Source organism: Chamaesiphon minutus PCC 6605, assembly GCF_000317145.1.
Taxonomy (GTDB): domain Bacteria; phylum Cyanobacteriota; class Cyanobacteriia; order Cyanobacteriales; family Chamaesiphonaceae; genus Chamaesiphon; species Chamaesiphon minutus.
Genome location: NC_019697.1, coordinates 4,439,040 through 4,461,734 on the forward strand (window position 1 = coordinate 4,439,040; position 22,695 = coordinate 4,461,734).

Here is a 22,695-nt window from a genome sequence, read left to right on the forward strand (position 1 = left end):
TTTAAATAAACAGATAGACATAAGGTGTTGACAACAATAGAGGAGAATAAAGATCGTGCGTAAGGGTAAAGAACTGATCGGAAAGCCAATCATAACATATGACTCTGGCGAGAGGATTAATAGTATTAAAGACCTCATCTTTGATGAAAACGATAATAGCCTATTAGGATTTTTAGTTGTAGAAAAAGGTTGGCTGAATCAGGCTAAAGTTTTGCCACTTTATTTAGTCAAAGCACTCGGAGTCGATGCCATCATTGTGCCATCTAAAGATGCGATCGCTCCTGCTCGCGAGCACGAAAACATCAATAGGATTCTGGCCGAGCGTAATGTTTTAAATGGTACCCGCATCATGACCACCGATGGTCGCGACCTAGGTAAACTCATTGATTTCTATTTTGATGAAACCAGTGGCGCGATCGAAGGGTACGAAACTTCTGGAGGGATATTTGCCGATGCTTATTCGGGCAGATCCTTTGTCCCGGCGACCCACACGCTCAAAATTGGTGAAGATGTAGCCTTTGTCCCCGTGGAAACAATCGCCTTAATGGAAGAGCAAGTCGGCGGTATTAAAGCAGCGATGCAAACAGCCAGCGAGAAGTTGCAAGCCACAGCACAAGTTGCAGGCGAACGCCTTCAAGATACCGCTCAAGTTGCGGGCGAGAAGTTCCAGGCAACCGCACAAGTTGCAGGCGGACACTTTCAGGATACAGCTCAAATAGCTGGCCAAAAGCTGCAAGCAGCCGGACGAGCAGCTAATACCACAGTCACAAATGTAGTGGTAGATCGATCGGCACAAAAAGCCTTTGTTATCGGGAAGATGGCACAATTTCCAGTTAAGGTGGCTAATGGCATTCAAGTAGTGTCCGCTGGTGAAATTATCAATACCAGAGTTGCCGAGAGTGCCGAGCGGCTGGAAGTCCTCGACGAACTCTATCGCTCTGCTGGTGGTAGTTTGACCGAACCATTGCGCGATCGCCTGGGTAACGCGATCGCCGGATTCACGGTAGAACAAGCTCAAGGACGGCGCGCGCAGCGTGATGTGTACACTCCACAGGGCTATATTATCGCTGCACAGGGCCAGATCGTCACTCAACATGCGCTCGATCGTGCTAAGGCAACTCATCAGGAGTCGGCCTTATTAGATGCTGTAGGCTTGTCTGCCGCCGTCGCCGCTCAATCTCAAGCAGGTGCCTTAGCTACCACGACTGGAGATCGACTCAAAACCACCACCGTTGATACCAGCGAGCGTGTGCGCGAAGGTGCCGTTAACATGTGGGAGCATGTCAAAGAGACCGCTAATGACTTGCAAGGTCGCAGTAAACACGCGATCGAAGAAAAGCGGATTAAAGGAGCTTTAGGTCGTCCCACTACCAGAGTTATCCTCGATCGCAATGATGAGGTTATCCTCAATGTGGGTGAATTAATCAATCATAAAGCGATTGACGCTGCCCGCGAAGCTGGGATTCTGGATGTTCTACTAGACTCCGTGTACACCGAAACCCCACATTTATCGATCGACGAGCTACGCGCTCCTGAAAAAGGCCGAGCGGCTTTTTAAAAACCAGCTCGCAGCTAGATGTAGAGACCAATTGCGTCTCTACCTCTATTTTTTGCGCCCCATTCTTGCCAATACTGTTCGTCGGAGCGGCTCTTCTACCTCTACTTTTTAAGTTATCTAACCCAAGTTGCTACTTAGAAATGCCAACGACTGAAGGTCATGGCTAATGATGCAAAGTCCGCCTTCGCGTAGCGTCTCGTAAAGAAGACAGATTTTGCATCATTAGCAGCAGTTTTAACCGCTGAGATTGTAACTAGCAACTTGCGTTATTACTTATTACCCATTACCCTCACGACTAACAAGCGCGACTAAATCTTCAACTTTGCGCATATTAGGATCGCCAGCCAAATAACCGATACCGCGATGTAAATGCAGTCGAAATTGCTGGGCTAAAATTTCGGGCGTTAGATCGAGTCCATCTCGGTAACACCGCTGCTTGAGTGCGAGAATAGAAATATCTGCCAGCTCCCCAGCGAAGACTTGCCAGCTCATTTCGAGATTGCTATCGGCGGGAATTGGAATGAGAGATGGAGGTGCTGTCTCTGCCAAAGAGCGATAGAACGCCCAGCGACAGAGGACATTCCAGCGATCGATCTTGGTAATCCGTTTGAGTTTTATGAGTTGGTCTTTAGCTGTTTGTGAGAGTTTGATGCTATTTACGGGTGGTTCCATCATAAAATAAGTATCGAAGATCTTAATAATTTGAGATTGGCTCGATTACCCCGCAACTACCACTATGTCCACCATTCAACGCAAAGCCGAACATATTCAGATTTGTTTGGAATCAGATGTCCAGTTTAAAACTCAGGGCAGTGGCTTCGATCGGTATCAGTTCAGTCATAGTTGTCTGCCAGAACTAGACTATTCCGAGATCGATCTTACTACCAAATTGCTGGGCAAACAGCTCGGTGCGCCGATTTTGATTTCTTCGATGACTGGAGGGACTTTGCAAGCCAAGGAGATCAATTATCGACTGGCAGAAGTGGCGCAAGAATATAGATTAGCCATGGGTGTCGGTTCTCAACGAGTTGCGATCGAACAACCGCAAGTAGCAAATACTTTTCAAGTGCGCAAGCTTGCCCCAGATATCTTATTACTGGCTAATTTGGGAGCCATTCAACTCAATTATCGTTATGGAATTGATGAATGTCTTAAAGCGGTAGAATTATTAGAGGCCGATGCCTTGATTTTGCATCTCAATCCCCTTCAGGAGTGCATTCAACCTCATGGGGATACCAATTTTAAGGGATTACTCGATCGAATCGCGATCGTCTGCGAGCGGCTACCCGTACCAGTAATTATCAAAGAGGTAGGTAATGGGATTTCGGCAGAAATGGCGCATCAATTAATCGTAGCTGGGGCGAGTGGCATTGATGTCGCAGGTGCTGGCGGTACTTCTTGGGCAAAAGTAGAAAGCGAACGTGCTAAAACCGCCCTCCAACGCCGACTGGGGCAGACTTTTGGCGATTGGGGCATTCCGACGACTGAATGTATTACAACAATTCGGCAGCTCGCACCAACTTTACCTCTAATTGCTTCTGGTGGCTTGCGCAATGGGTTAGATGTTGCTAAAGCGATCGCTTTAGGTGCAGATGTCGCTGGTTTAGCGTTACCATTTCTCCAGGCTGCTGACGAATCGACAATGGCAGTGCGAGAATTAGTTCAAATTTTAATGACAGAAATCCAAACAGTATTATTTTGTACGGGTAATGCCAATTTAGCTGCTTTGCAACAAACCAATTGTCTCCACCTGCTGCGGTAATCGCCACAGTCTTTAGTTGTTTATCTATCCGAATTGCAAATATCTAATCATCCTTGGCGATCGATTGTATCGATAATGGCACAATTTGGGCACACTAATAATTGCTATGCTGAGTATTAGATCGATCGCGGTCGATCTTCCAGATCTCATGTAAAAAATTTTACATCTAATCGATCGCTTAATTACACTGCTCATAACAACAAATAGATCGTCACTTAGATCGCGCTCGGCTCTCGATCCTTTATCTCTTAACTCGCGCGATCGATCGCCTGTCTCAAATAGTTAAGCCGCACGCACGCCAAGCTCTCAGTCAGCTCGAAAGTCGCTCCATCAAATTTAGTTTTCTGCTTATCTCTTTTATCTCCTCACACATTTAATCTATGCGTCAATTTCTCAAACAAGCCTTAGCTAGTACGATCGGTAGTTTGCTTGGCTTAACTCTATTTTCAGCAGTTTCGCTCACATTAGTAACCATAACCGTTGGCGCGTTGATTCAGAGTGCAACCAATCGTGAGGCGACTAAAGTTCCAGAAAAATCGATTTTGACGATCGATTTATCTCGATCGATTGTCGATCTCAATCCTGGTAAAAGTTTACAAGAAACCATCGCTGGCGAATCTACCCGCGTCACTGAATTAAAATCCATTCTGAATGCGATCGATGCGGCGGCTAAAGATAAACGGATCGTCGCGATTTATTTAGATGGCAGTAGTGGCAAACGCAGCAACACGGGTTTTGCCACACTCAAAGAAGTTCGCACCGCACTGGAGCGATTTCGCACCACTGGCAAACAGATAATTGCCTACAATATCGATATGGATAAACGCGATTATTATCTATCATCGGTTGCCGATCGGATTTTTATCAATCCGATGGGATCTCTAGATGTTAATGGTTTCCGCTCGGAAACTATGTTTTTTAAAAATGCTTTTAATAAGTATGGAGTTGGGGTCGAGGTCGTCCGCGTCGGTAAATATAAATCATTTGGTGAAACTTGGTCTTTAGATAAGTTTAGCCCAGAAGCTAGACAAGAAACTCAACAGTTATTAAATAACCTCTGGAATGATTTCAAAACTTCGATCGGTACCAGCCGCAAACTTACTCCAGAGACACTTCAAAAAATTGCCGACGAGCGGGGTGTTTTAACAGCCCAACAATCGATCGCTAACAAGTTAGTCGATAAAATTGCTTATCAAGATGAAATCTTGGCACAACTCAAAAAGATTGGTGCTCCAGATAAAGAAGAGGGCAATGACTATCGGAAAATTAGCGTTAAGGACTATGCTGAAGTTGCCGATCGATCGCCAACAAATTCTAGTAGAAAAATTGCCGTACTATATGCCCAAGGAAATATCGTCAGTGGCGAAGGCATTCCCGGACAAATTGGCGGCGATAGTCTCGCTCGACAACTGCGCGAATTACGAGCCGACAAAGATGTTAAAGCAGTGGTATTACGAGTCAATAGTCCGGGTGGTAGTGCTTTAGCATCCGATATCATCCAACGCGAAGTGCGCCTTTTACAGAAAAATAAACCCGTAGTCGTTTCGATGGGCGATGTCGCTGCTTCGGGGGGATATTGGATATCTACTTACTCTAATAAAATATTTGCCGAGTCGAATACTATTACCGGATCGATCGGCGTAATCGGTATTAACTTCAATTTTCAAAAATTAGCTAATAATAATGGGATCACTTGGGACGTTATCAAAACATCTAAGTTAGCAGATAGTACCACTGTCGCTCGTCCGAGTACGCCCCAAGAATTAGCAATTTCCCAACAGCGTGTCAACGATATTTATGATGATTTTCTCAATAAAGTTGCTGAATCTCGGAAACTACCAAAACAAAAGGTTGCTGAAATCGCCCAGGGAAGAGTTTGGTCGGGAGTCGATGCTAAAAAAGTCGGCTTGGTAGATGCTATTGGCGGTCTAAACGACGCGATCGCGTATGCGGCTGAAACTGCAAAACTAGGTAAAGATTGGGAGCTAGAAGAATATCCCGAAGTTGAAGGTTGGGACGAGAAAATACTCAAACAAATTGGCGGTGGTAAAGATGCCCAACTCTTGCAAAATCAAGATCCTCTGACGGCAGAATTAATTAAGGTTAAAAACGAATTAAGTGTTTTGAAAAGCTTTAACGATCCCAATCATGTTTACGTCCGCTTGCCATTTAATTTTAATCTAGATTAAGTGGAAATTGGCTCGCTCTATTTACCAAGAGTATGGAACAGCATATAACTCTATTTACGATCCAATAGAACGAGAGCTGCGCAAGCGCAGTCTGCGTACCCACCACCATAGTCCAGTCAATGCGATTAATAATGGCACCCCTACTAAATAGCGAGCGTCAGAGCGCATAAACTCTTGATAACTCCCAATCAACCAATCGCCGCCAAACAACGCAATCGTCGCACCACAGGCGATCGAAGGCCCAAACGGAAGCGGTTGGATCAGTTTATTGGCACCCGCTTTGATGCCGCCACTTTTGAACGTCGAATAGCCAGCAACGACAACGAAACCGACGATCGCCAGCACCGCAGCCACTCCAGCGGTAAGGAGTATGACCTTCCAGTTCGACCAAGCTCCAATCATCGCTAATAGCTTGGCATCGCCACCACCTTGAGCCGACCTACCCATCATCATGCTCCCGACGATCGCGATCGTATCGTAAAGCCAGATACCTAGCACCATCGCCAGAATACCTTGAATTAAAGATTCGCGCAGACCGATAATTGAATGGTTATTATCGAGATAGCCAACGACGATCTGAAATACTAACCCCAACACCAACCCAGATTGTGTCAGCGGATTGGGTAATGTCATTGTATCCAAGTCGATCAGCGTTAGTGCAAATAACCAACACATCAACAAAAAATAGCCCAACGTCTGGATCGTGAGGCCGAAATGGTTGTAGATCAGGACAAAAATTATCGCAGTTATCGTCTCGACGATCGGATAACGCGGTGCGATTGGCGTATGACAGTGACGACATTTGCCGCGCAATAATAACCATCCCAAGATGGGGATATTTTCGCCCATGCCTAACTGATGAAAGCATTTGGGACATCGAGATGGCGGCCACATTACCGAGAGGCCAGCCGGGACGCGATACACAACCACATTGAGGAAGCTACCGATCGCCGCACCCAACCAAAATACAATTACTTGAACACTCGTGTCATAAATATTCACTGCTACGATCGTCTGCCAGTGGCTGTAGAGATAGAGAACCTAGATCTATAGTTCCCCAGCAGCAGCGGCAATGCTCTAAATTGTCAGACATTTAACTTACTAATCGAGAGAAGGTAGAAGGCAGAACTAAATTTTTAATCTAGGTGCTGAGTAGCTTATGACCTTCGCAAACGACTAGATCGCGCCTAATGAGGATCGTTTTCTAATTGCTCGACCGAGATGAAATTTTCTTCGGGTAACAGGATCGGATAGCTGCTGAAAATTAATTTACCGCGATGGCTGAGTTTATCAATGGCGACCCCAATTGGCTGTCGCCGTCGTTCTCGATCGGGGTTAATCTGACAATAGAAGCTATAGATATCTTTGGCAGCTCTAAGGAGAGCGGGATCGTATAATCTAGTAGAATCGGGCTGGGGCATCGAAGTAGCTTTGGGCGGCGCAATCGTAAACACAGTTGTTAATTTTCCTAAAATTATGCTCGGACATTTTAAGAGCAATCGGGTTGAGTTGCCGATCTATTGTTAAGAATCGCAAAACTCGTTCTCGCTGGAGCCGCGCTTCTCTGTCGTAGAGCATCGACGACCGCCCTCAACTAGATTAGGATCTTGCTAGGGCTTCAATTAAGACGCGACCCATCTCCCGACAGCCTACTGCGGTCATACCTGCTGACATAATATCACCAGTTCTGTAACCCAGATCCAAAACTTTTAAAACCGCGCTCTCAATGCGATCGGCAGCTTTAGGCTGATGTAGTCCATAACGTAATAGCATTGCGGTACTCAGCACTTGTGCCAAGGGATTTGCTTTATCTTGCCCAGCGATATCTGGAGCCGAACCGTGGACTGGTTCAAAGACACCCAACCCAGTCGCACCCAAACTAGCTGAAGGTAACATGCCGATACTACCTGTTAACATGGCAGCAGCATCGGAGAGAATATCGCCGAATAGATTGCTAGTAACGATCGTATCGAATTGTTTGGGCGCACGGACTAGCTGCATCGCGGCATTGTCTACATACATGTGCGTCAGTTCGACATCGGGATAATCTTTGGCCATCGCCGTGACTCGATCGCGCCATAATTGGGAGACTTCTAGCACGTTGGCTTTATCTACCGAACATAACTTTTTAGTCCGTTTTTGGGCGGTTTCAAAGCCGACTTTCGCAATCCGATCGATCTCGCTCTCGGTATATGCCATCGTATTGACACCCCGTTTCTCCCCTGTCTCTGTGGTAAATATCCCCTTGGGTTCGCCAAAATAGACGCCGCCAGTCAATTCTCTGACTACCATAATATCCACCCCTTCAACTACCTCTCGCTTGAGGGTAGAAGCATCGATAAGCTGGGGTAAAATCGCCGCAGGTCTTAAATTGGCAAATAACCCCAGACCCGCTCTCAACCCCAATAAACCCGTCTCTGGCCGCAGATGGCGGGGCAGATTGTCCCACTGATAACCGCCGATAGCCGCGAGCAAAACGCCATCGCTCTGCTTGCAAGCATCCAAAGTGGCTGCTGGCAAAGGTTCTCCCGTTGCTTCGATCGCCGCCCCCCCGATTAGAGCCGTAGTAAATTCAAAACTTAGACCCTCTTGTTTGGCTACAACTTCTAGTACCTCTACAGCTACCGCCATAATTTCGGGGCCGATGCCATCCCCAGGTAAAAGTGTGATGAGATAAGTTTGAGTCATAGTCCTTGCCTTGCGATCGAACACTAGATATTTTACTGGCGATCGGGGCTTAGTGGATAGTGAATAGTGGATAGTGGGTAGTGGTAGTGAAACACTAAAATAATCTCATTGCGATCGAGATTTTATATTATGCGTCGCGAATCGATCGAGTATCATAATTCGATCGCTGCTGAATTTGTGTAGATTTTATTGCTTAGCCTTCAACCGCCGCCGATTGAAATCGGGGCTAATGCTACAAAGTCTGCCTGCGCGGACTAGATAACTTAGTCCGCGCAGCGGCTCGCGCTCGTCGGGATTCCCGACGGTTTGCGGATGCAACCACGCGGAGGTTCCTTCCGCATGTGTTGCACCAAGCGAGACAAGACAGGCGGACTTCACTTGCGCGTGCGGCGATTTCAATCGCGCGGAAATCTCACGATATTCCTAGCATTTACACAGATTTCGACTCGATCCTCTTAAGCCGTCGTTTCAATGCCGCACCACCACCTAAACCCATCAAAGTCCAGAAGATCTTCACAGGTTCGGGTACGGTTGTCGCTGAAGCTGCGGTTCCATCAAATTGAACTTCTGACAAACCAGCTAGAGGTCTACCAGCACCATTGTTACTTAATACATCGAACCCGATCTCGACTTTATCCATTTTCGATCGCCTTGGATCTAAGTGCCTGCCTATAACGGTTACAGCGGGTTGGACTTTTTGAATATCAACTGTTTTTCTCGATCTGTGAAAAGTCAGTTCGATTTCGCAGGTCTGGGAGCCAGTCTCAAACAGTAAGGTTTTAAATGGATAAAGTCGAGCTTACCACTGTAGAAATCGATCGATAGTCAGAATCTAAATTTCCCGATTAACTCGATCGACGGTTAGCACTACCGTAATAACACGCCATCGGGCGCGATCGAACGATCGGATAATTGCATTACTGACGAGTGCCATCATTTGCTAAAGATCGTGCCACAACAACCAGAATCTTCGACACCCGAGCCTCAAGCAGACAATCCGGCTACAGCACAGAATAAGTCTACAATTGCAGGTTTGACCGATCGACTGGCTGGTGGCTGGCAACAGGCGACAAATAAAGCGATGCAAATTTTGCCTGTAGATCGAGCCGCACAGACTGTGGGGAAATGGTTTAGCGTCGATGAAACTCAAGTAGCCGAGATTTTGGCTACCGTGCGCGCGCAATTGCCGACTACAGAGGCTTTGTTGATTGGCAAACCTCAAGCAGGCAAAAGTTCGATCGTGCGAGGATTGACGGGAGTATCGGCAGAAATTGTCGGGCAGGGTTTTCGTCCGCATACGCAATCGACCGCGCGGTATAATTATCCTTCGAGCGAACTGCCATTATTAGTCTTTACCGATACGGTCGGATTGGGCGATGTCGATCGCGATACCAATAGTCTGATCCAAGAACTGATCGGCGATCTGGAAACGGAAACTAATCGTCCGCGTATTATCATTCTGACAGTCAAAATCAATGATTTTGCGATCGATACGATCCGCCAGATAGCCAGCGAATTACGCCAAAAATACCCGCAGATTCCTTGTCTGCTAGCAGTGACTTGTCTGCACGAAATTTATCCCCCTACTCAACTCGATCATCCCGAAGAACCCACCAGTATCGAACCTGTCGATCGAGCCTTCACAGCCATTCAGCAAGCATTTACAGGGTTATTCGATCGGGCGGTGCTAATTGACTTTACTTTAGCTGAGGACGGCTATACGCCCGAATTTTATGGCTTAGAGGCGATGCGGACAGCCTTAGCCGATTTATTGCCCGAAGCGGAATCGCGAGCGATGTCTCAACTGCTCGAAGCGGGTACGGCTACTCAGGATGCCGAAGGTAATAAACTCGGCAATATCTATCGCGATGTCGCGCGTCGTTATATTTTACCTTGCGCGATCGCGGCTGGTACTGTTGCCGCAATTCCGTTACCTTTTGCCGATTTACCCGTACTGACTGCCATTCAAGTCTCGATGGTGGGGTTATTGGGTAAATTATACGGTCAAACTCTAACTCCATCCCAAGCAGGAGGCGTCGTTAGCGCGATCGCAGGTGGTTTTGTCGCGCAATTAGTCGCCAGACAGTTGATTAAATTTATTCCTGGGTTTGGTAGTATTATTTCGGCATCTTGGGCGGCGGCGTATACAGTGGCATTGGGTGAAGGTGCCTGTGTCTATTTCGGCGATTTGATGGGGGGCAAAAAACCCGATCCACAACAGATTCAAGCAGTAATGGCAGAAGCTTTTAGTAGTGCCAAGCAGCAGTTTAATGTTAGTCGTTAGTCGATGTCGCTCGTCGTGGGGAATGGGTATATTAGATAGAGTGTGGCGATCGAATCTATGCAAAATTCAAACGCAGAAATTATCGGGCAAGTTTTATGCGATCGCTATCAGATCGAAAAACAGTTAGGACAAAAGACTGGTAGACGCACCTTCCTAGCGATCGATCTTCAGACAGAATCGCCTGTGGTCATCAAATTACTGATTTTTAATAATGAGTTTATTTGGGAGGATCTCAAGTTATTCGAGCGGGAAGCCGAAACCCTCAAGCATCTCGAGCTACCCGCGATTCCGCGCTATCTAGACTACTTTGAATTTGACTTGCCAAACCTTAAAGGTTTCGCCCTCGTGCAAACCTATATCGACGCGCCATCGCTCGAAGAAGTAGTTAGTTCGGGCAGACGTTTTACCGAGGGCGAATTACAAGAATTTGCAGCATCGATGCTCGATATTCTCGACTATCTGCACTCACTCCAACCGCCAGTCATTCATCGCGATATTAAGCCGAGTAATATTCTCCTCTCTAATCGATCGGGTAATAGTATTGGGGAAGTCTATCTGGTTGATTTTGGCTCGGTACAAAATGTGGCTGCGAAAGATGGCGGCACGATGACGGTGGTGGGGACTTATGGTTATATGCCGATGGAACAATTTGGCGGTAAAACTGTGCCAGCATCGGATCTTTATAGTTTGGGTGCAACTTTAATTTACACGATCGCGGGTACACATCCAGCCGATTTGCCCCAAGATGATGGCAAAATTCAGCTACCAGTTAATAACCTTAGCAAAAGTTGGCGGCGGTGGGTGGAGACAATGACTGAAGTCAGTCTCAAAAAACGTTTTCCTGACGTAATTAAGGCAAAATTAGCATTAGATCGATTGGGAGAACCAGAGGCTATTGTTAGACAAAAGCCTTATGGTAGTAAGATCGCTTTAATTAAAAATCCAGATCGAATCGAGATTGTTATTCCCGATCGACGGTTTCCGATTATGTGGGGTACAGCGATTGCTCTGAGCATATTTTTTATGCCGATCGTTAGTATAACGTTGAGTGTAATGGTCGCCAAAATACTGGGTAGCTCTTTAACATTGTTTTTTGCTTATCAACTAGTACCATCTCTTCCATTCATTTATAATTTCACTTATTATTTCTGTGGCAAGCTACATTTACAGATCGATGACAACGAAGTTAAGTTTCACAAAACATTGTTCGGTCTAAAAGTTGGTAGACAAATACCTAGTAGCCCTCGCTCAAAGATTGATAAACTTACTTATAATATACATAATCGGACGAGAAGTAAAAAGAAAATATCACTTCTACTTAGAGAGATTGTTATTCGTGCTGGTGTTAGAGAGTATCGAATTCATAGTAGCAGCGAAGCTGAATGCGAATGGCTGCTGGCAGAATTAAGTGAATGGATAAATCTACCAGTTAGTAAATAACTAATGAAAACAACTAAAAATACTGTTTTGATTACAGGTGGCACATCGGGAATTGGATTGGCTCTAGCCAAGCAATTTGTCGATGCAGATAATCAAGTAATCGTAACGGTAACTAATGTAGCTAAAGCAGTAGAAATCCAAAAACAATTGCCAAATGTTAAAATAGAGTTAGCAGATATGCGCGATCGTGCTGCACTCGATCGATTGGCGTCTAATTACCAAGATGTGAATATTCTGATTAACAATGTCGGCATTCAATATAATTATGATTTTGCCGATCTAGCAGTTCCTTTCGATAAAATTGAAGACGAACTGGATATAAATCTAGTTTCTCACTTATACTTAACTAAGCAATTTTTACCTCAGTTTCTGACCAAACAAAGTGCCGCAATTGTGAATATTTCTTCTGGTTTGGCGATCGTTCCCAAACAAAGTGCCCCGATTTATTGTGCTAGTAAAGCGGCACTTCACAGTTTTAGTAGAGCTTTGCGCTGGCAGCTCGAAAACACTAACATCAAAGTATTCGAGATAATTCCGCCGATCGTCGATACACTAATGACAGCCGGACGCGGACGCGGTAAAATTTCGCCAGAGGCTTTAGTTGCTGAATTTTGGCATAATTTCGAGCGAGATCGTTATGAAGTTCAGGTTGGTAAAACAAAATTGCTAGTTTTTCTCGATCGACTTATGCCTACACTTGCCGAACGGTTTATTCGATCTGGACTGTGAATGCTAGCATATCCCCGACTTATTCAAGAAGTCGGGGATATGTCGTAGCGGGAATGATAAAATTTGGGTTTGGACTACTCGATCGCGTTCTAGCTAATTAATTTATGAATACCCCAGTTTATCCCGTCCGCTGGCAAAACGATCGCGTGTTGCTCATCGACCAAAATCGGCTGCCAAATGAATATACATACGTCGAGATCGATCTGGTAGAAGATATGGCAGAAGCGATCTCGACGATGATCGTTAGGGGTGCGCCAGCAATTGGCGTAGCGGCAGCTTATGGGATGTATTTGGGTGCTAAAGAGATTAAGACGACGGATCGGGATGAGTTTTTAGCGCAGCTTACCGAGATCGGCAAAACCCTCAGAGCGACGCGTCCGACGGCGGTAAACTTGTTTTGGGCGATCGATCGGATGGAAGCTACCGCGCTTCAATGTGCGGGGAGTGTGGCTGCAATTATCCCGCAATTGCTCGTCGCCGCACAACAGATTAATAGTGATGATATCGCAACTTGTCAGGCGATCGGCGCGCATGGTGTGGCAGTTTTACCGAGCAGTCCCGCTAAGTTGTGTTTGCTGACTCATTGCAATGCTGGTGCGCTGGCAACGGCTGGTTATGGTACGGCACTTGGTGTCGTACGTTCGGCATGGACTCAGGGGCGGTTGGCACGATTGTATGCCGATGAGACGCGTCCGCGATTGCAAGGTGCGAAACTAACTAGTTGGGAATGCGTCCAGGAAGGGATTCCGGTAACGGTAATTGCGGATAGTATGGCGGCGCACTGTATGAGACAGGGTTTAATCGATGCAGTGGTGGTTGGAGCCGATCGGATTGCTGCTAATGGCGATACTGCGAATAAAATCGGTACTTATAGTTTGGCTTTGGTTGCCAAAGCTCACAACGTTCCGTTTTTTGTAGCCGCACCGCGATCGACGATCGATTTTAGTCTGCATGATGGTAGTGGGATTCCGATCGAGGAACGCCATCCCTCCGAACTTTATCAAATTGGCGAAACGATCGTTTGTCCGCCAGGGGTTGAATTCTATAATCCAGCTTTTGATGTAACTCCAGCTAATCTCATTCAGGCAATTATTACCGAATTTGGGGCATTTCCACCCGCCGAAATTATCGATCTCAAAAATAGATAAGTAGCGTACAATTATTGTCAAGCAAAAAATGGCGTAAATTATTCCAGTAGTTTGTCAAGCAATGGGTTTCAGCCATCTGCCGATCGATATGTAAGAATAGACGTCAGTGGTAATGGGTAAACAATAAACCGTGAAAGACTTGCAAGTGAGTAGTGAGAGCGTGCGCATAGTGAATCCGATCGGATCTACTCTTCAACAGCGTTATCAGATCCTGGAGCAGTTGGGACACAGTGGCTCTGTCACAACATATTTAGCAGTCGATCTTCAGGTTCCTGGCAATCTCCAACTAAAATGTGCCATCCACCGTTATGAATTACCAGATGCCACTCCCGATCGTCCAGAATTACAGCTAGCGATAAGCTCGGCACAGACGCTCTACGATCTGAGTCGCAAAGTCGATCGAGTAGCGATTGTCTATAGTTATTTCGCTGAAGATGGGGCATTTTACATCGTCAGAGAGTTTGTCGCAGGCGTGCCTTTAACGCAAGAATTAGTCGTAGATCGACCGTGGACGCAATCGCAAGTCATCATGTTGTTGGCAGACTTATTGGATGTCTTGCGTGATGTCGAACGTTGCGATGCCAGCCCCAATCTTGTCTCCATTCGCCAGCTAGTCCGCCGCAATCTCGATCGCAAGCTAGTGTTGATGAATTTACCCGTCGCGCTAGTCGTCCCACCTCAATCGATTGCACCCGATCTACTCACAGTCGGTAAGATTGCGATCGCGGCGGCTACCGGAGCGGGAGCAGATCGGTCGCGGTCGGACAGCCAGTTCGCACAATGGCAGCAGCAAGCCAGTCAAATCGATCGTCCAGAATTAATCGCGATCGTCGATCGGCTCATTTCCACCGAACCAGCGCGTTGCTACCCGTCGATTGCTGCTGCTTGGCAAGCCGTAGTCGGACTGATTCCACAATTTCTCGTCCATCAACATTCGCGGGCGGATACGCGTACCGAAATCGCCAGACACGTCCAACTATTGGTCGATCGCGGTACGGAATTTTATGAAGTTGGCAATTGTCAACAAGCACTTTCGGCATACGATCGGGCGATTTCGCTCGATCCTCAGTGTGTCGATGCCTATTGTGGGCGGGGCAATGCGCGTCGCTATATGGGCGATTATCCTGGCTCTTGGGAAGACTTTAGTACCGCAGTGGAACTAGATCCCGATCGGGGGATTGCCTATATCGGGCGGGCGTTGGCGGCGTGCTTCAAACCGCAATCTGATTATCGTCCTAATGATGATTTCGAGCGTGGTAAAAACTTACTCCCTAACCCGACTGATGCGCTCTCTTATGTCATGCGCGGTACTGCCAAAGCGCAATTATTTGACGATAACGGCGCAATAGCCGACTATTCTACCGCCATCTCGCTCAATCCACGCTTGCTAGTTGCCTACAATAATCGCGGCAATTTGCGGCAAAATTTGGGCGATATGGATGGTGCGCTTGCCGATTTTAGTGCCGTACTGGAGATCGATCCACACTCGGCGATCGCTTACAACAACCGCGCCATCTTGTATACCCAAAGCGGTGAGTTTACTTCAGCAGTTGCCGATTATCATCGCGCGCTGGAAATTCAACCAGAATTAGTCAGTGTTTACAACAATTTAGGCAATAACTACTGTCAAATGGGTGAATTGGCACTAGCAATCGCCAATTATACTCAAGCTCTAGAACTCGATCCAGAATTTGCAGTCGCCTATACCAATCGCGCCAATGTTTACCGGATTCAGGGCGATTGCCACGAAGCACTAACAGACTACGATCGCGCGATCGCCCTCGATCCTAACTTAGTCATCGGCTATTACAATCGCGGTATTTGCCATCGTCAAATCGGCAATCATCAAGCCGCGATCGCCGATTATACTCAAACTCTCGCCCTCAATTCTCAGTATTATTATGCTTATTACCATCGTGGTAATGCGCGTCAATATGTAGGCGATAAACATGGCGCGATCGCCGATTATACCCAGACAATCTACTTCGATCCCAACCATCTCCACGCCCATTACAACCGCGCGATCGTCCGCAGCGAACTCCATGACGTTCAAGGCGCGATCGAAGATCTCGAACGCGCGATCGCGATCTCGCCCACATTCGCACAGGCTTATTACCAGCGCGGTTGGGTATTATCGAGAAACGACGATCATCAATTTGCACTAGCCGACTACCAGCGCGCCATCGATCTGCAACCAGATTATCTGGATGCTTATTATTATCGGGGTTATAGCTATCACAGCTTAGGCGATTTATCGGCAGCGATCGCTGATTTTAGTCACAGCATCTCGATCGATCCTAAATATGCCCCAGCATACTATCAGCGTGGTAAGATATACACCCAAATTGGCGATATCACTGGCGCGATCGCTGACTATCATCAAGCTGCCAATCTTTACCTCGATCGAGGTGATAGTAAAACTTATCAGCGGATACTACAAATTCTCGATCGATTGGTAAATCGGCTTTAGAGTTCGATTGGGTTTGCTTAACCAAGACAGAGGGCAGATATTTAGAGCGAGGTTTAAAAGTACTGGCACCTTCCGACTCGGCAATCGCGCTCGACACAAAACTTAATCTTAAGATTACATACTTTAACTACAACATCGGCTCTACTCCATATTACGTGCTTGGATTGCGACCATTTTTAGCAGTAATAATTTCAACTGGGCGTAAGATCTTGTCACCATAGCGGAAGCCTTGACGGACGACTTTAGTAATTGTTTGGTCTGCGAGATCGGTTCTGTCTTCGCGTCCTACTACTTGACAGCAACTAAAATCGGGTGTGGTTTGTTCGAGAGCTATCGGTGTTACCTGTTGTCTGTCTAACGCGATCGATAATTTTTGTTGAATTGCTGCTAACGATTTAGGTAAGCGTTTGATGAATTGAGGCGAAATATTTGAATTATTTTTTAAATAATCGATCGGATATTCTAACGCGTCGAATACCTCCAAAAACTCTAGAAACATTCGTTCTTTCTCAGCTTGAAAATTTTGTTCTTGCTGGCGTAATGCTTGCTTTAATTCTTCTAACTGTTTGGCATCGGCTTTTAGTTTATGTTCGAGTTGTAATTTATTATCGGCACTTAACTCAAATTTAATCACGATCGCGTCCTACTATAATTTTGGTGAAAAGTGGTGAAGCTGGGTAATACGTTTCAGTTAGTCCGCGTAGGCGGCGCGCGCACGCCTTTGTTTCCCGCCCATGGAAGCGAGACAAGACAGACAGCAGATTTTGCATCACTAGCGGCGACTTCAGTCGCTGACTAACTGTCTAGTACTAGAAATTAAAATAAAGCACTGCCGAGTTGTCTGTCGATTTCAGAGACTTCGTCAGCATCGGCAATCGATTCCTCTAATCGATCGAATTCAGATAGCCAATCGATAGTCGGTACTGGTTCATCTAAGGCTATAAAATCTTGACACTTAAACTGATTTATAGTTGGTAAAACCGGACGCAGATAATCGGCAACAATTCGCTCTTCAGGGTTCATTAAACTCTTGCGAGCTTTGGCAATTGCATCTGGAGAATATTTGCGATGCTTCATAGCAATCGCGAATGATTTGGTAATTTCCGCATTAGAAGCAGTTTGCGATACGCTCAAAACATCGTAAGCATTAGCTAGATTTGTTTCCATAAAAATCTGATTAATTTAGTCCTAGACTGTGATAAACTTCCATGAATGCAGGTTCGTAGGGACAGATTTCTTGTGCCCAACTTACTAATTGGAAGATCTCTTCTCGACTCGATCGCCGATTTCTCGCCCCTTCGATCGATGCGTCGATTAAAATTTCAGCAATCCGAAATTTTACTTCTTGACGAGTTGAAAATTTAGCACGTCTGACTGCTTCTTCTAGGCGATTTTTCTGAATTAAATCGATGATACTATTTGTCTCTCGAACGATTTCAATTTTGGCGATCGTGTCGATGACAACCGGATTAATATCGTCAAGTTTCTTAAGTTGCAGAAGTTGGGTGAGTCCTTCATCTAAAGTAATTTGTTCTTCAGCTAATTTGCTGCTAACTTGCATTGCTTTATATTCTGCTAAATAACTACCCGCAAGTCTACTAGCTACTAAATCATACCAAAACTGTGCGAATTCAAGGTGTTCTTCAAATTCATCGATCTCTTGACGTTGCTTGACACACAGCCGATCGATTTCGTCGATCGAATTAGCAAAATCACTAATTTCTGCTCGAACTTGGTTGAACGATTTGATTGCTTTACGCCATTTGCACTGTTGTAGATAATAACAACCTTCATGATAAGTAATGAAGGAGTTAGCGGATTTTTCAGCTACAGAAACAGAACTAATTTGCGGTTTAATTTGGAGCGCGCGATCGGTATCACCTTCGATACAAGCTGCCACTGCTGGCCCCCAGTTAGTGTATAATCGACTCCAAGGTTCGGCGGGAAGTTCGGACTGTGGTAGGGTATTAATGTGGCGTTGATAACATCCTGGTAGCAGTAGAACTTGGTTGACTCTGACTCCAGTATGGGGCAGATTTTTAGTCAGGCGGAGAGTGACAATCTGCCAACGATATAAGTCTCGTAATTGGAGGTAGCGGTCGGGATTTTTATCCTTAATCGGGTCGATTAATTTTTCTAACAATTCGATTAGCTTTTCTGAAACTTCATCTAAATTAGGTGGTAGATTAGTGAGCCACGGGATATCTTTTAGTGCTGGATCGCGATCTATATTAGCTAGAGCTGTAGAGCAAGCTATAATTAATTCAGCAATTTTATCTGGATCTTTATGAGCCTGATAGTAGCTAGCTACAGCCCAATTATGTAAAGAAGACATATCTTGACTCTCCAGCCAAAATTGCTCGGCTGTGGTGGCGATGAGGCTCCAGTCTAAAGTTTTCCAAATATTGGTTTCGAGTAGGGGTTGAATATGTTCATAGAGATTATTTTCGACTACGGGATCGATACCAAATTTATTGATAAATTGTAGACTAGTTTGCTTTGCTCGATCGAGATTGCCATCATCGACAAATTGCTCGATCTTTTGCATTGTTAACAGCCGATCTTGGCGAGCAAGGGTTCTGAGGTATTGACGTTGAGATTTCACTTCTGGATGCGATAAAGAGTTCCATTCTTTATCCGCTTGTCGCCAGTTACTTTGCATAATGCAAGCAAACCCGCGCAGATAAGCCGCGCGTTCGCCATCGACATTATCTAAGTAATTTAGCACCTCTGCTACATCCCCACTTTTAATCGCCGCAATTGCCATTCTAATGCGACATTCTGGTAAATTTGGTGTGATATCTAAAACTTGTTGATAATATTGTTTGGCATCATTTAATTTACCGCTTTCCTCTAGTTGTAGTCCTTTATTAAATGTTTGTTTAACCTCAAATGCTTGCTTTAATTTATTTAATAATGTCGTACCATCGATGCGGTCGAATTCAATTAAAATAGGTTTAAGTAAATTGACTGCTGATTGAAATTTGCCAGCTCGTGCTAGTATTGTTGACCGCTCTAAATTCTGTTCGTATTGTTTCTGAACTTTAACTTGAGAATCACATTTAATAATTAATGCTGCAACTTCATTAGTAGAAAATAAGTGCTGAGCTTTTAGGAAAGTAGCTAGTGCCAGGTCGAAGTATTTATCATCAATCTGCTTTTTACCTAGATAATACAATATTTTAAAATGCTGACGACGCTCGATCTCTCGATCGAGAAGAGCGGTTGCATTTAGATAAGTATTTTTATTGAAGATTTTAAAATTAGCAGCAATTTGAAGCCAGGGAGACTTCAGCAATAACCGATTACATTGCTCGTAAAGCTTCACTGACTGCTCTAATCGATCGAGTTCGAGCGGATTGCCGCGATCTTTATTTTTAACAGTCTCAGCACGAGCGAATATTTCTGATAATTTGGCTAGTTCGGAGCTAATAATTATTGCAATCGAAATAGCACCAATAACAATAGTGAATAATAATAAGATTAACATAAATTACTCAATCGCAGGCTTGATAGAGTTTAGGTATTAATATTTTTTCGTCTAAATCGATATCGTTTTCTCTACCTTGTAATTGAGCATTACTCTGGATAATGAGCTGAGATTTTTGGATATCGCCATAAAACTGTCGGGCAATCTTCGATAAAGAATCTCCGTGACGAACGGTATAATAAAATTCGTGCGTACAAGGATAAGCATTAGTCATTTTAGATTCAACTGGAGGTGAAGATGGTTGAATATTGATAGCCATCGTGGGAGTTATTGCTGTCGCGATCGATTTTGGTGGCTGTTGAGATAATAAAGCACCTCCGGCTGCACCTAAACTAATCCCAATTGTAAATGCAGCAAAAACGATCGATAATAGCCACATTTTGATAGTCGATCCCAAAGATTTTTGAGGCACAACTATTGGTAATTCGGCAAGCATTCGCAAAGTGGATAGATCGGTCTCACAATTGGGGCAAATATTGCGATCGATTCCCGATCGATCGCAGACAGGACAGGTTAGCTCGCTCATTATTTGATTCCGATGGCAATCGCTTTAGCAGGTAAGTCTCGATCTAGATATTGTCTGACATCTGGCAATAATTCTTGTAATGTTTGCTCGGCTTGGTAAGTATTTCCGCGTTCGATCGCATTACACATTTGGTCTAATTTATGCCGCATTACATTAGCTTGCAAGGGGTTAATCGATCGTGCTTGCGAAATAGCATCCGCACATACCGATATAAATTTGACTAATTCTGGAAGCTGCTCGAATTCGCGGGTGGCATCGGCACTGAGTTCGCGCACTACTTCTAGATTACTATCGGCAATTGCTTTCTTTAATTGGTCGCAAAGGCTAATAATCTTCCCTTTTTGCTCTTCAGAAATCAGCGAAGGGCAAACATGCAGCACAAAGCCTAAATCTGAGACTAAGGATTGGGCGAGATTATAATCGTTAGATGCTAACTTTTCTAGCTCTTTTAATTTCTGTCGGGCGAGCTGGCGACGGTCTTCCGCGATCTGACCATCGCGATCGCGAATTTGATTGGTAGCCTGAACTGTCTCGCCAGCAATTCGATAAGCTTCTCGCACACCACGCTCGGTCAATCGACCTTCATCGTTTAAGTCTTTAATGATTTGCTCGACTTTTTGAGCAATTTTTTCATCTTCGCCACCATAAGAAAAAGACGAACTTACTACGATCTTAGGATTATTTTTTAAAGCGGCCGTGATTTGAAGCGAACTATTTTTTTCATCTAATTCTACAGTTACTGCTACTTCAGTTTGCTCCGGATAAGGTCGATCTAGTGCCAACCACATTTCGCCAATCTTTTCATTTTGTTGATTGACAAGATCGGTATTAAAAAATTTAAAGTGAATCAAACTCTGGCCGTCTGCTTCGGTTTTAAACGTATAGTTGTTACTAACTGGTAAAATATCACCCTGCTGGATAATTTTGTAATGAGTGCGATCGGCTAGTTCGATGAAGTAATCGCGCGAAACCGTGCCGACTTTCTCTGTCAATCCTGCCGCTACGATGGCTGCACCTTCAGCCACGGCATACATGGGACGCGGGTGAACGACAACTTTATCTGCGCCGAAGGCGGCTTTAACCCGTTCTTGGACGAGCGGAATTTGCGAAGAACCGCCCACCATCAAGATTGTATCGATCGCATCGGCTGGATAGTCAGAATATTTAATCGCCTCTTGACAAATCGAGATCGTGCGCTCGACTAGCGGCAAAATCATCGCTTCAAATTGGGCGCGCGTCACGGTCACATCGATCGGGATCGCCATCCCCAGATCGTCGAGTAGCGGTGTCGCGGGAATAATTTTGGCAGTGAGGGAACTACTGAGATCTATTTTGGCTTTCTCTACTGCCATTTTGAGATCGCCCAAAAATCGCACTTTTTGATAGTGAGGCATTCGCTCGATTAAACTATCTATATTCTCCAAATCTTCTTCAGCAGCGACTTGTTGTTTGACTAGCTCGATAATGCGATCGTCGATATCATCGCCACCCAGCCACAGATCTCCGGCTTTACCAGATTCGATAAATTGGGTTCCCGCCGCCGTAATCAGAGCTGAGTCAAAAGTACCGCCGCCAAAGTCATATACCAAAATTGTTTTGACATCATCAGCGTTAGGTTTGAAACCATAAGAAATAGCAGCGGCTGTCGGTTCTGGTAAAAGTTCTGGCTCTGAAAGACCCGCTCTTTTGGCGGCAGATTGAGTTGTATAGCGTTGTTTGTCGCTAAAGTAAGCCGGAACGGTAATTACCGCCCGATCGATCGTACTTTTTTGCCCTTTTTGGCTTTGGTAAAGTTGAGCGTTTTGAACGACTTTTTTTAGGATTTCGGCGGAAATATCTTCGGGTGCGTACTCTGTGCCACCCAGCCAGACGGATAGACTATTATCTGTGCCTTTGGTCGATTGAGTTACTTGATAATGTAACCTGGCTAATTGTGCTTGGACGACAGGATCGCTAAAACCGCGTCCGATCAGCCGTTTGATCGAAATAATCGTCTGCTCCGGATCGGCTTTTAGTTGGTTGTAGGCTGTTTCGCCCACAATGATGCCATTTTGCGTAGTGGCGACGACAGAGCGAGTTAATTTGCGATCGGGAGCTTGATTGTCATCAGCCGTAACTACCTCTACCTCCGCAAATTTGAAAGCAGCAACAGAATTGGTTGTGCCTAGATCGATCCCAACTATATTTCCCATGTAATTCTTGACTAAGCTCGCTCGTGTCTTCAGTACTGACTAGGGCTAGTGTACCCAAGCGTTCGGTAAAAACTACAGGTGGAGGGAGATTTGGAGAGGGGGAGAGGGGAGAATTGGAACGCAGTTCTAAAACCTAAAACCTAAAACCTAAAACCTAAAACCTAAAACCTAAAACCTAAAACCTAAAACCTAAAACCTAAAACCTAAAACCTAAAACCT

At 45.2% G+C, this 22,695-nt stretch carries 20 protein-coding genes; 9 read left to right on the plus strand and 11 right to left on the minus strand.

Going from position 1 to position 22,695, the window contains the following annotated elements; translation table 11 throughout:
• Positions 1–55: 55 nt before the first annotated feature.
• Complete coding sequence (locus tag CHA6605_RS20360; protein ID WP_015161274.1) at positions 56–1,558, plus strand: PRC-barrel domain-containing protein; 1,503 nt, start codon at positions 56–58, stop codon at positions 1,556–1,558.
• 276 nt (positions 1,559–1,834) lie between these two features.
• On the opposite strand, the gene dndE is transcribed toward CHA6605_RS20360, so the two are convergent.
• Complete coding sequence (dndE, locus tag CHA6605_RS20365; protein WP_041548340.1) at positions 1,835–2,230, minus strand: DNA sulfur modification protein DndE; 396 nt, start codon at positions 2,228–2,230, stop codon at positions 1,835–1,837.
• 64 nt (positions 2,231–2,294) lie between these two features.
• Between dndE and fni the strand changes: the two genes are divergently transcribed.
• Together fni and sppA are read left to right on the plus strand one after the other, a co-directional pair.
• Positions 2,295–3,320, plus strand: coding sequence for a type 2 isopentenyl-diphosphate Delta-isomerase (gene fni, locus CHA6605_RS20370; RefSeq protein WP_015161276.1), 1,026 nt, complete (start codon positions 2,295–2,297; stop codon positions 3,318–3,320).
• 380 nt (positions 3,321–3,700) lie between these two features.
• Positions 3,701–5,509, plus strand: a complete 1,809-nt coding sequence (gene sppA, locus CHA6605_RS20375) for a signal peptide peptidase SppA (RefSeq protein WP_015161277.1) — start codon at positions 3,701–3,703, stop codon at positions 5,507–5,509.
• Positions 5,510–5,563: 54 nt separating this feature from the next.
• Here sppA and CHA6605_RS20380 read toward each other — a convergent pair whose 3' ends face one another.
• From CHA6605_RS20380 to CHA6605_RS20395, 5 genes are all read right to left on the minus strand, one after another.
• Positions 5,564–6,511, minus strand: a complete 948-nt coding sequence (locus tag CHA6605_RS20380; RefSeq protein ID WP_015161278.1) for a prepilin peptidase — start codon at positions 6,509–6,511, stop codon at positions 5,564–5,566.
• Between the two features lie 185 nt (positions 6,512–6,696).
• Positions 6,697–6,963 carry a hypothetical protein gene (locus CHA6605_RS20385; RefSeq protein ID WP_015161279.1) on the minus strand — a complete coding sequence of 89 codons (267 nt, stop codon included), beginning with the start codon at positions 6,961–6,963 and terminating at the stop codon, positions 6,697–6,699.
• 145 nt (positions 6,964–7,108) lie between these two features.
• Positions 7,109–8,197 carry a 3-isopropylmalate dehydrogenase gene (gene leuB / locus CHA6605_RS20390; RefSeq protein ID WP_015161281.1) on the minus strand — a complete coding sequence of 363 codons (1,089 nt, stop codon included), beginning with the start codon at positions 8,195–8,197 and terminating at the stop codon, positions 7,109–7,111.
• Positions 8,198–8,383: 186 nt separating this feature from the next.
• Positions 8,384–8,596 (minus strand): hypothetical protein, encoded by a 213-nt coding sequence (locus CHA6605_RS34380; RefSeq protein ID WP_157260048.1) that lies wholly within the window; start codon positions 8,594–8,596, stop codon positions 8,384–8,386.
• A gap of 31 nt (positions 8,597–8,627) precedes the next feature.
• The gene (locus CHA6605_RS20395; RefSeq protein ID WP_015161282.1) at positions 8,628–8,837 is read right to left on the minus strand and encodes a PEP-CTERM domain protein; all 210 of its coding nucleotides are present in this window, start codon (positions 8,835–8,837) and stop codon (positions 8,628–8,630) included.
• A 309-nt stretch (positions 8,838–9,146) separates the two neighbouring features.
• Between CHA6605_RS20395 and CHA6605_RS20400 the strand changes: the two genes are divergently transcribed.
• The 5 genes from CHA6605_RS20400 to CHA6605_RS31875 all read left to right on the plus strand — a co-directional run bounded on the left by CHA6605_RS20400 (position 9,147) and on the right by CHA6605_RS31875 (position 16,268).
• Entirely contained in the window at positions 9,147–10,481 is a 1,335-nt protein-coding gene (locus tag CHA6605_RS20400; protein ID WP_015161283.1) for a YcjF family protein, read from the plus strand.
• Positions 10,482–10,538: 57 nt separating this feature from the next.
• Positions 10,539–11,921: a serine/threonine protein kinase gene (locus CHA6605_RS20405; protein WP_015161284.1), complete on the plus strand. Its 1,383-nt coding sequence runs from the start codon at positions 10,539–10,541 to the stop codon at positions 11,919–11,921.
• Between the two features lie 3 nt (positions 11,922–11,924).
• A complete protein-coding gene (locus CHA6605_RS20410; RefSeq protein WP_015161285.1) occupies positions 11,925–12,650 on the plus strand; it encodes an SDR family oxidoreductase in 726 nt (241 codons plus the stop codon).
• 104 nt (positions 12,651–12,754) lie between these two features.
• Positions 12,755–13,798, plus strand: a complete 1,044-nt coding sequence (gene mtnA, locus CHA6605_RS20415; RefSeq protein WP_015161286.1) for an S-methyl-5-thioribose-1-phosphate isomerase — start codon at positions 12,755–12,757, stop codon at positions 13,796–13,798.
• Positions 13,799–13,928: 130 nt separating this feature from the next.
• A complete protein-coding gene (locus CHA6605_RS31875) occupies positions 13,929–16,268 on the plus strand; it encodes a tetratricopeptide repeat protein (protein ID WP_015161287.1) in 2,340 nt (779 codons plus the stop codon).
• 151 nt (positions 16,269–16,419) lie between these two features.
• Here the strand turns inward: CHA6605_RS31875 and CHA6605_RS20425 are convergent, their stop codons facing one another.
• On the minus strand, positions 16,420–16,902 hold the full coding sequence (locus CHA6605_RS20425) for a nucleotide exchange factor GrpE (protein ID WP_015161288.1): 483 nt from the start codon (positions 16,900–16,902) through the stop codon (positions 16,420–16,422).
• A 33-nt stretch (positions 16,903–16,935) separates the two neighbouring features.
• Here CHA6605_RS20425 and CHA6605_RS36290 point away from each other — a divergent pair, with 33 nt between their 5' ends.
• Positions 16,936–17,067, plus strand: coding sequence for a hypothetical protein (locus tag CHA6605_RS36290; protein WP_269744514.1), 132 nt, complete (start codon positions 16,936–16,938; stop codon positions 17,065–17,067).
• Positions 17,068–17,084: 17 nt separating this feature from the next.
• Here CHA6605_RS36290 and CHA6605_RS20430 read toward each other — a convergent pair whose 3' ends face one another.
• The 4 genes from CHA6605_RS20430 to CHA6605_RS20445 are packed head-to-tail and all read right to left on the minus strand — an operon-like array spanning position 17,085 to position 22,476.
• Positions 17,085–17,435 carry a J domain-containing protein gene (locus tag CHA6605_RS20430; protein WP_015161289.1) on the minus strand — a complete coding sequence of 117 codons (351 nt, stop codon included), beginning with the start codon at positions 17,433–17,435 and terminating at the stop codon, positions 17,085–17,087.
• A 10-nt stretch (positions 17,436–17,445) separates the two neighbouring features.
• On the minus strand, positions 17,446–19,758 hold the full coding sequence (locus CHA6605_RS20435) for a tetratricopeptide repeat protein (RefSeq protein ID WP_015161290.1): 2,313 nt from the start codon (positions 19,756–19,758) through the stop codon (positions 17,446–17,448).
• A gap of 7 nt (positions 19,759–19,765) precedes the next feature.
• Positions 19,766–20,284 (minus strand): LysM peptidoglycan-binding domain-containing protein, encoded by a 519-nt coding sequence (locus CHA6605_RS20440; RefSeq protein WP_015161291.1) that lies wholly within the window; start codon positions 20,282–20,284, stop codon positions 19,766–19,768.
• A complete protein-coding gene (locus CHA6605_RS20445; protein ID WP_015161292.1) occupies positions 20,284–22,476 on the minus strand; it encodes an Hsp70 family protein in 2,193 nt (730 codons plus the stop codon). Before CHA6605_RS20445 ends, CHA6605_RS20440 begins: the two co-directional genes overlap by 1 nt.
• Positions 22,477–22,695: the final 219 nt, after the last annotated feature.

Bases quoted from the DNA above. Each gene is read 5' to 3' on its own strand.
- leuB (WP_015161281.1), bottom strand. From the start codon at position 8,197: ATGACTCAAACTTATCTCATCACACTTTTACCTGGGGATGGCATCGGC.
- CHA6605_RS20430 (WP_015161289.1), bottom strand. From the start codon at position 17,435: ATGGAAACAAATCTAGCTAATGCTTACGATGTTTTGAGCGTATCGCAA.
- dndE (WP_041548340.1), bottom strand. From the start codon at position 2,230: ATGGAACCACCCGTAAATAGCATCAAACTCTCACAAACAGCTAAAGAC.
- CHA6605_RS20410 (WP_015161285.1), top strand. From the start codon at position 11,925: ATGAAAACAACTAAAAATACTGTTTTGATTACAGGTGGCACATCGGGA.
- CHA6605_RS20445 (WP_015161292.1), bottom strand. From the start codon at position 22,476: ATGGGAAATATAGTTGGGATCGATCTAGGCACAACCAATTCTGTTGCT.
- sppA (WP_015161277.1), top strand. From the start codon at position 3,701: ATGCGTCAATTTCTCAAACAAGCCTTAGCTAGTACGATCGGTAGTTTG.
- CHA6605_RS20440 (WP_015161291.1), bottom strand. From the start codon at position 20,284: ATGAGCGAGCTAACCTGTCCTGTCTGCGATCGATCGGGAATCGATCGC.
- fni (WP_015161276.1), top strand. From the start codon at position 2,295: ATGTCCACCATTCAACGCAAAGCCGAACATATTCAGATTTGTTTGGAA.
- CHA6605_RS20435 (WP_015161290.1), bottom strand. From the start codon at position 19,758: ATGTTAATCTTATTATTATTCACTATTGTTATTGGTGCTATTTCGATT.
- CHA6605_RS20395 (WP_015161282.1), bottom strand. From the start codon at position 8,837: ATGGATAAAGTCGAGATCGGGTTCGATGTATTAAGTAACAATGGTGCT.
- mtnA (WP_015161286.1), top strand. From the start codon at position 12,755: ATGAATACCCCAGTTTATCCCGTCCGCTGGCAAAACGATCGCGTGTTG.
- CHA6605_RS20405 (WP_015161284.1), top strand. From the start codon at position 10,539: ATGCAAAATTCAAACGCAGAAATTATCGGGCAAGTTTTATGCGATCGC.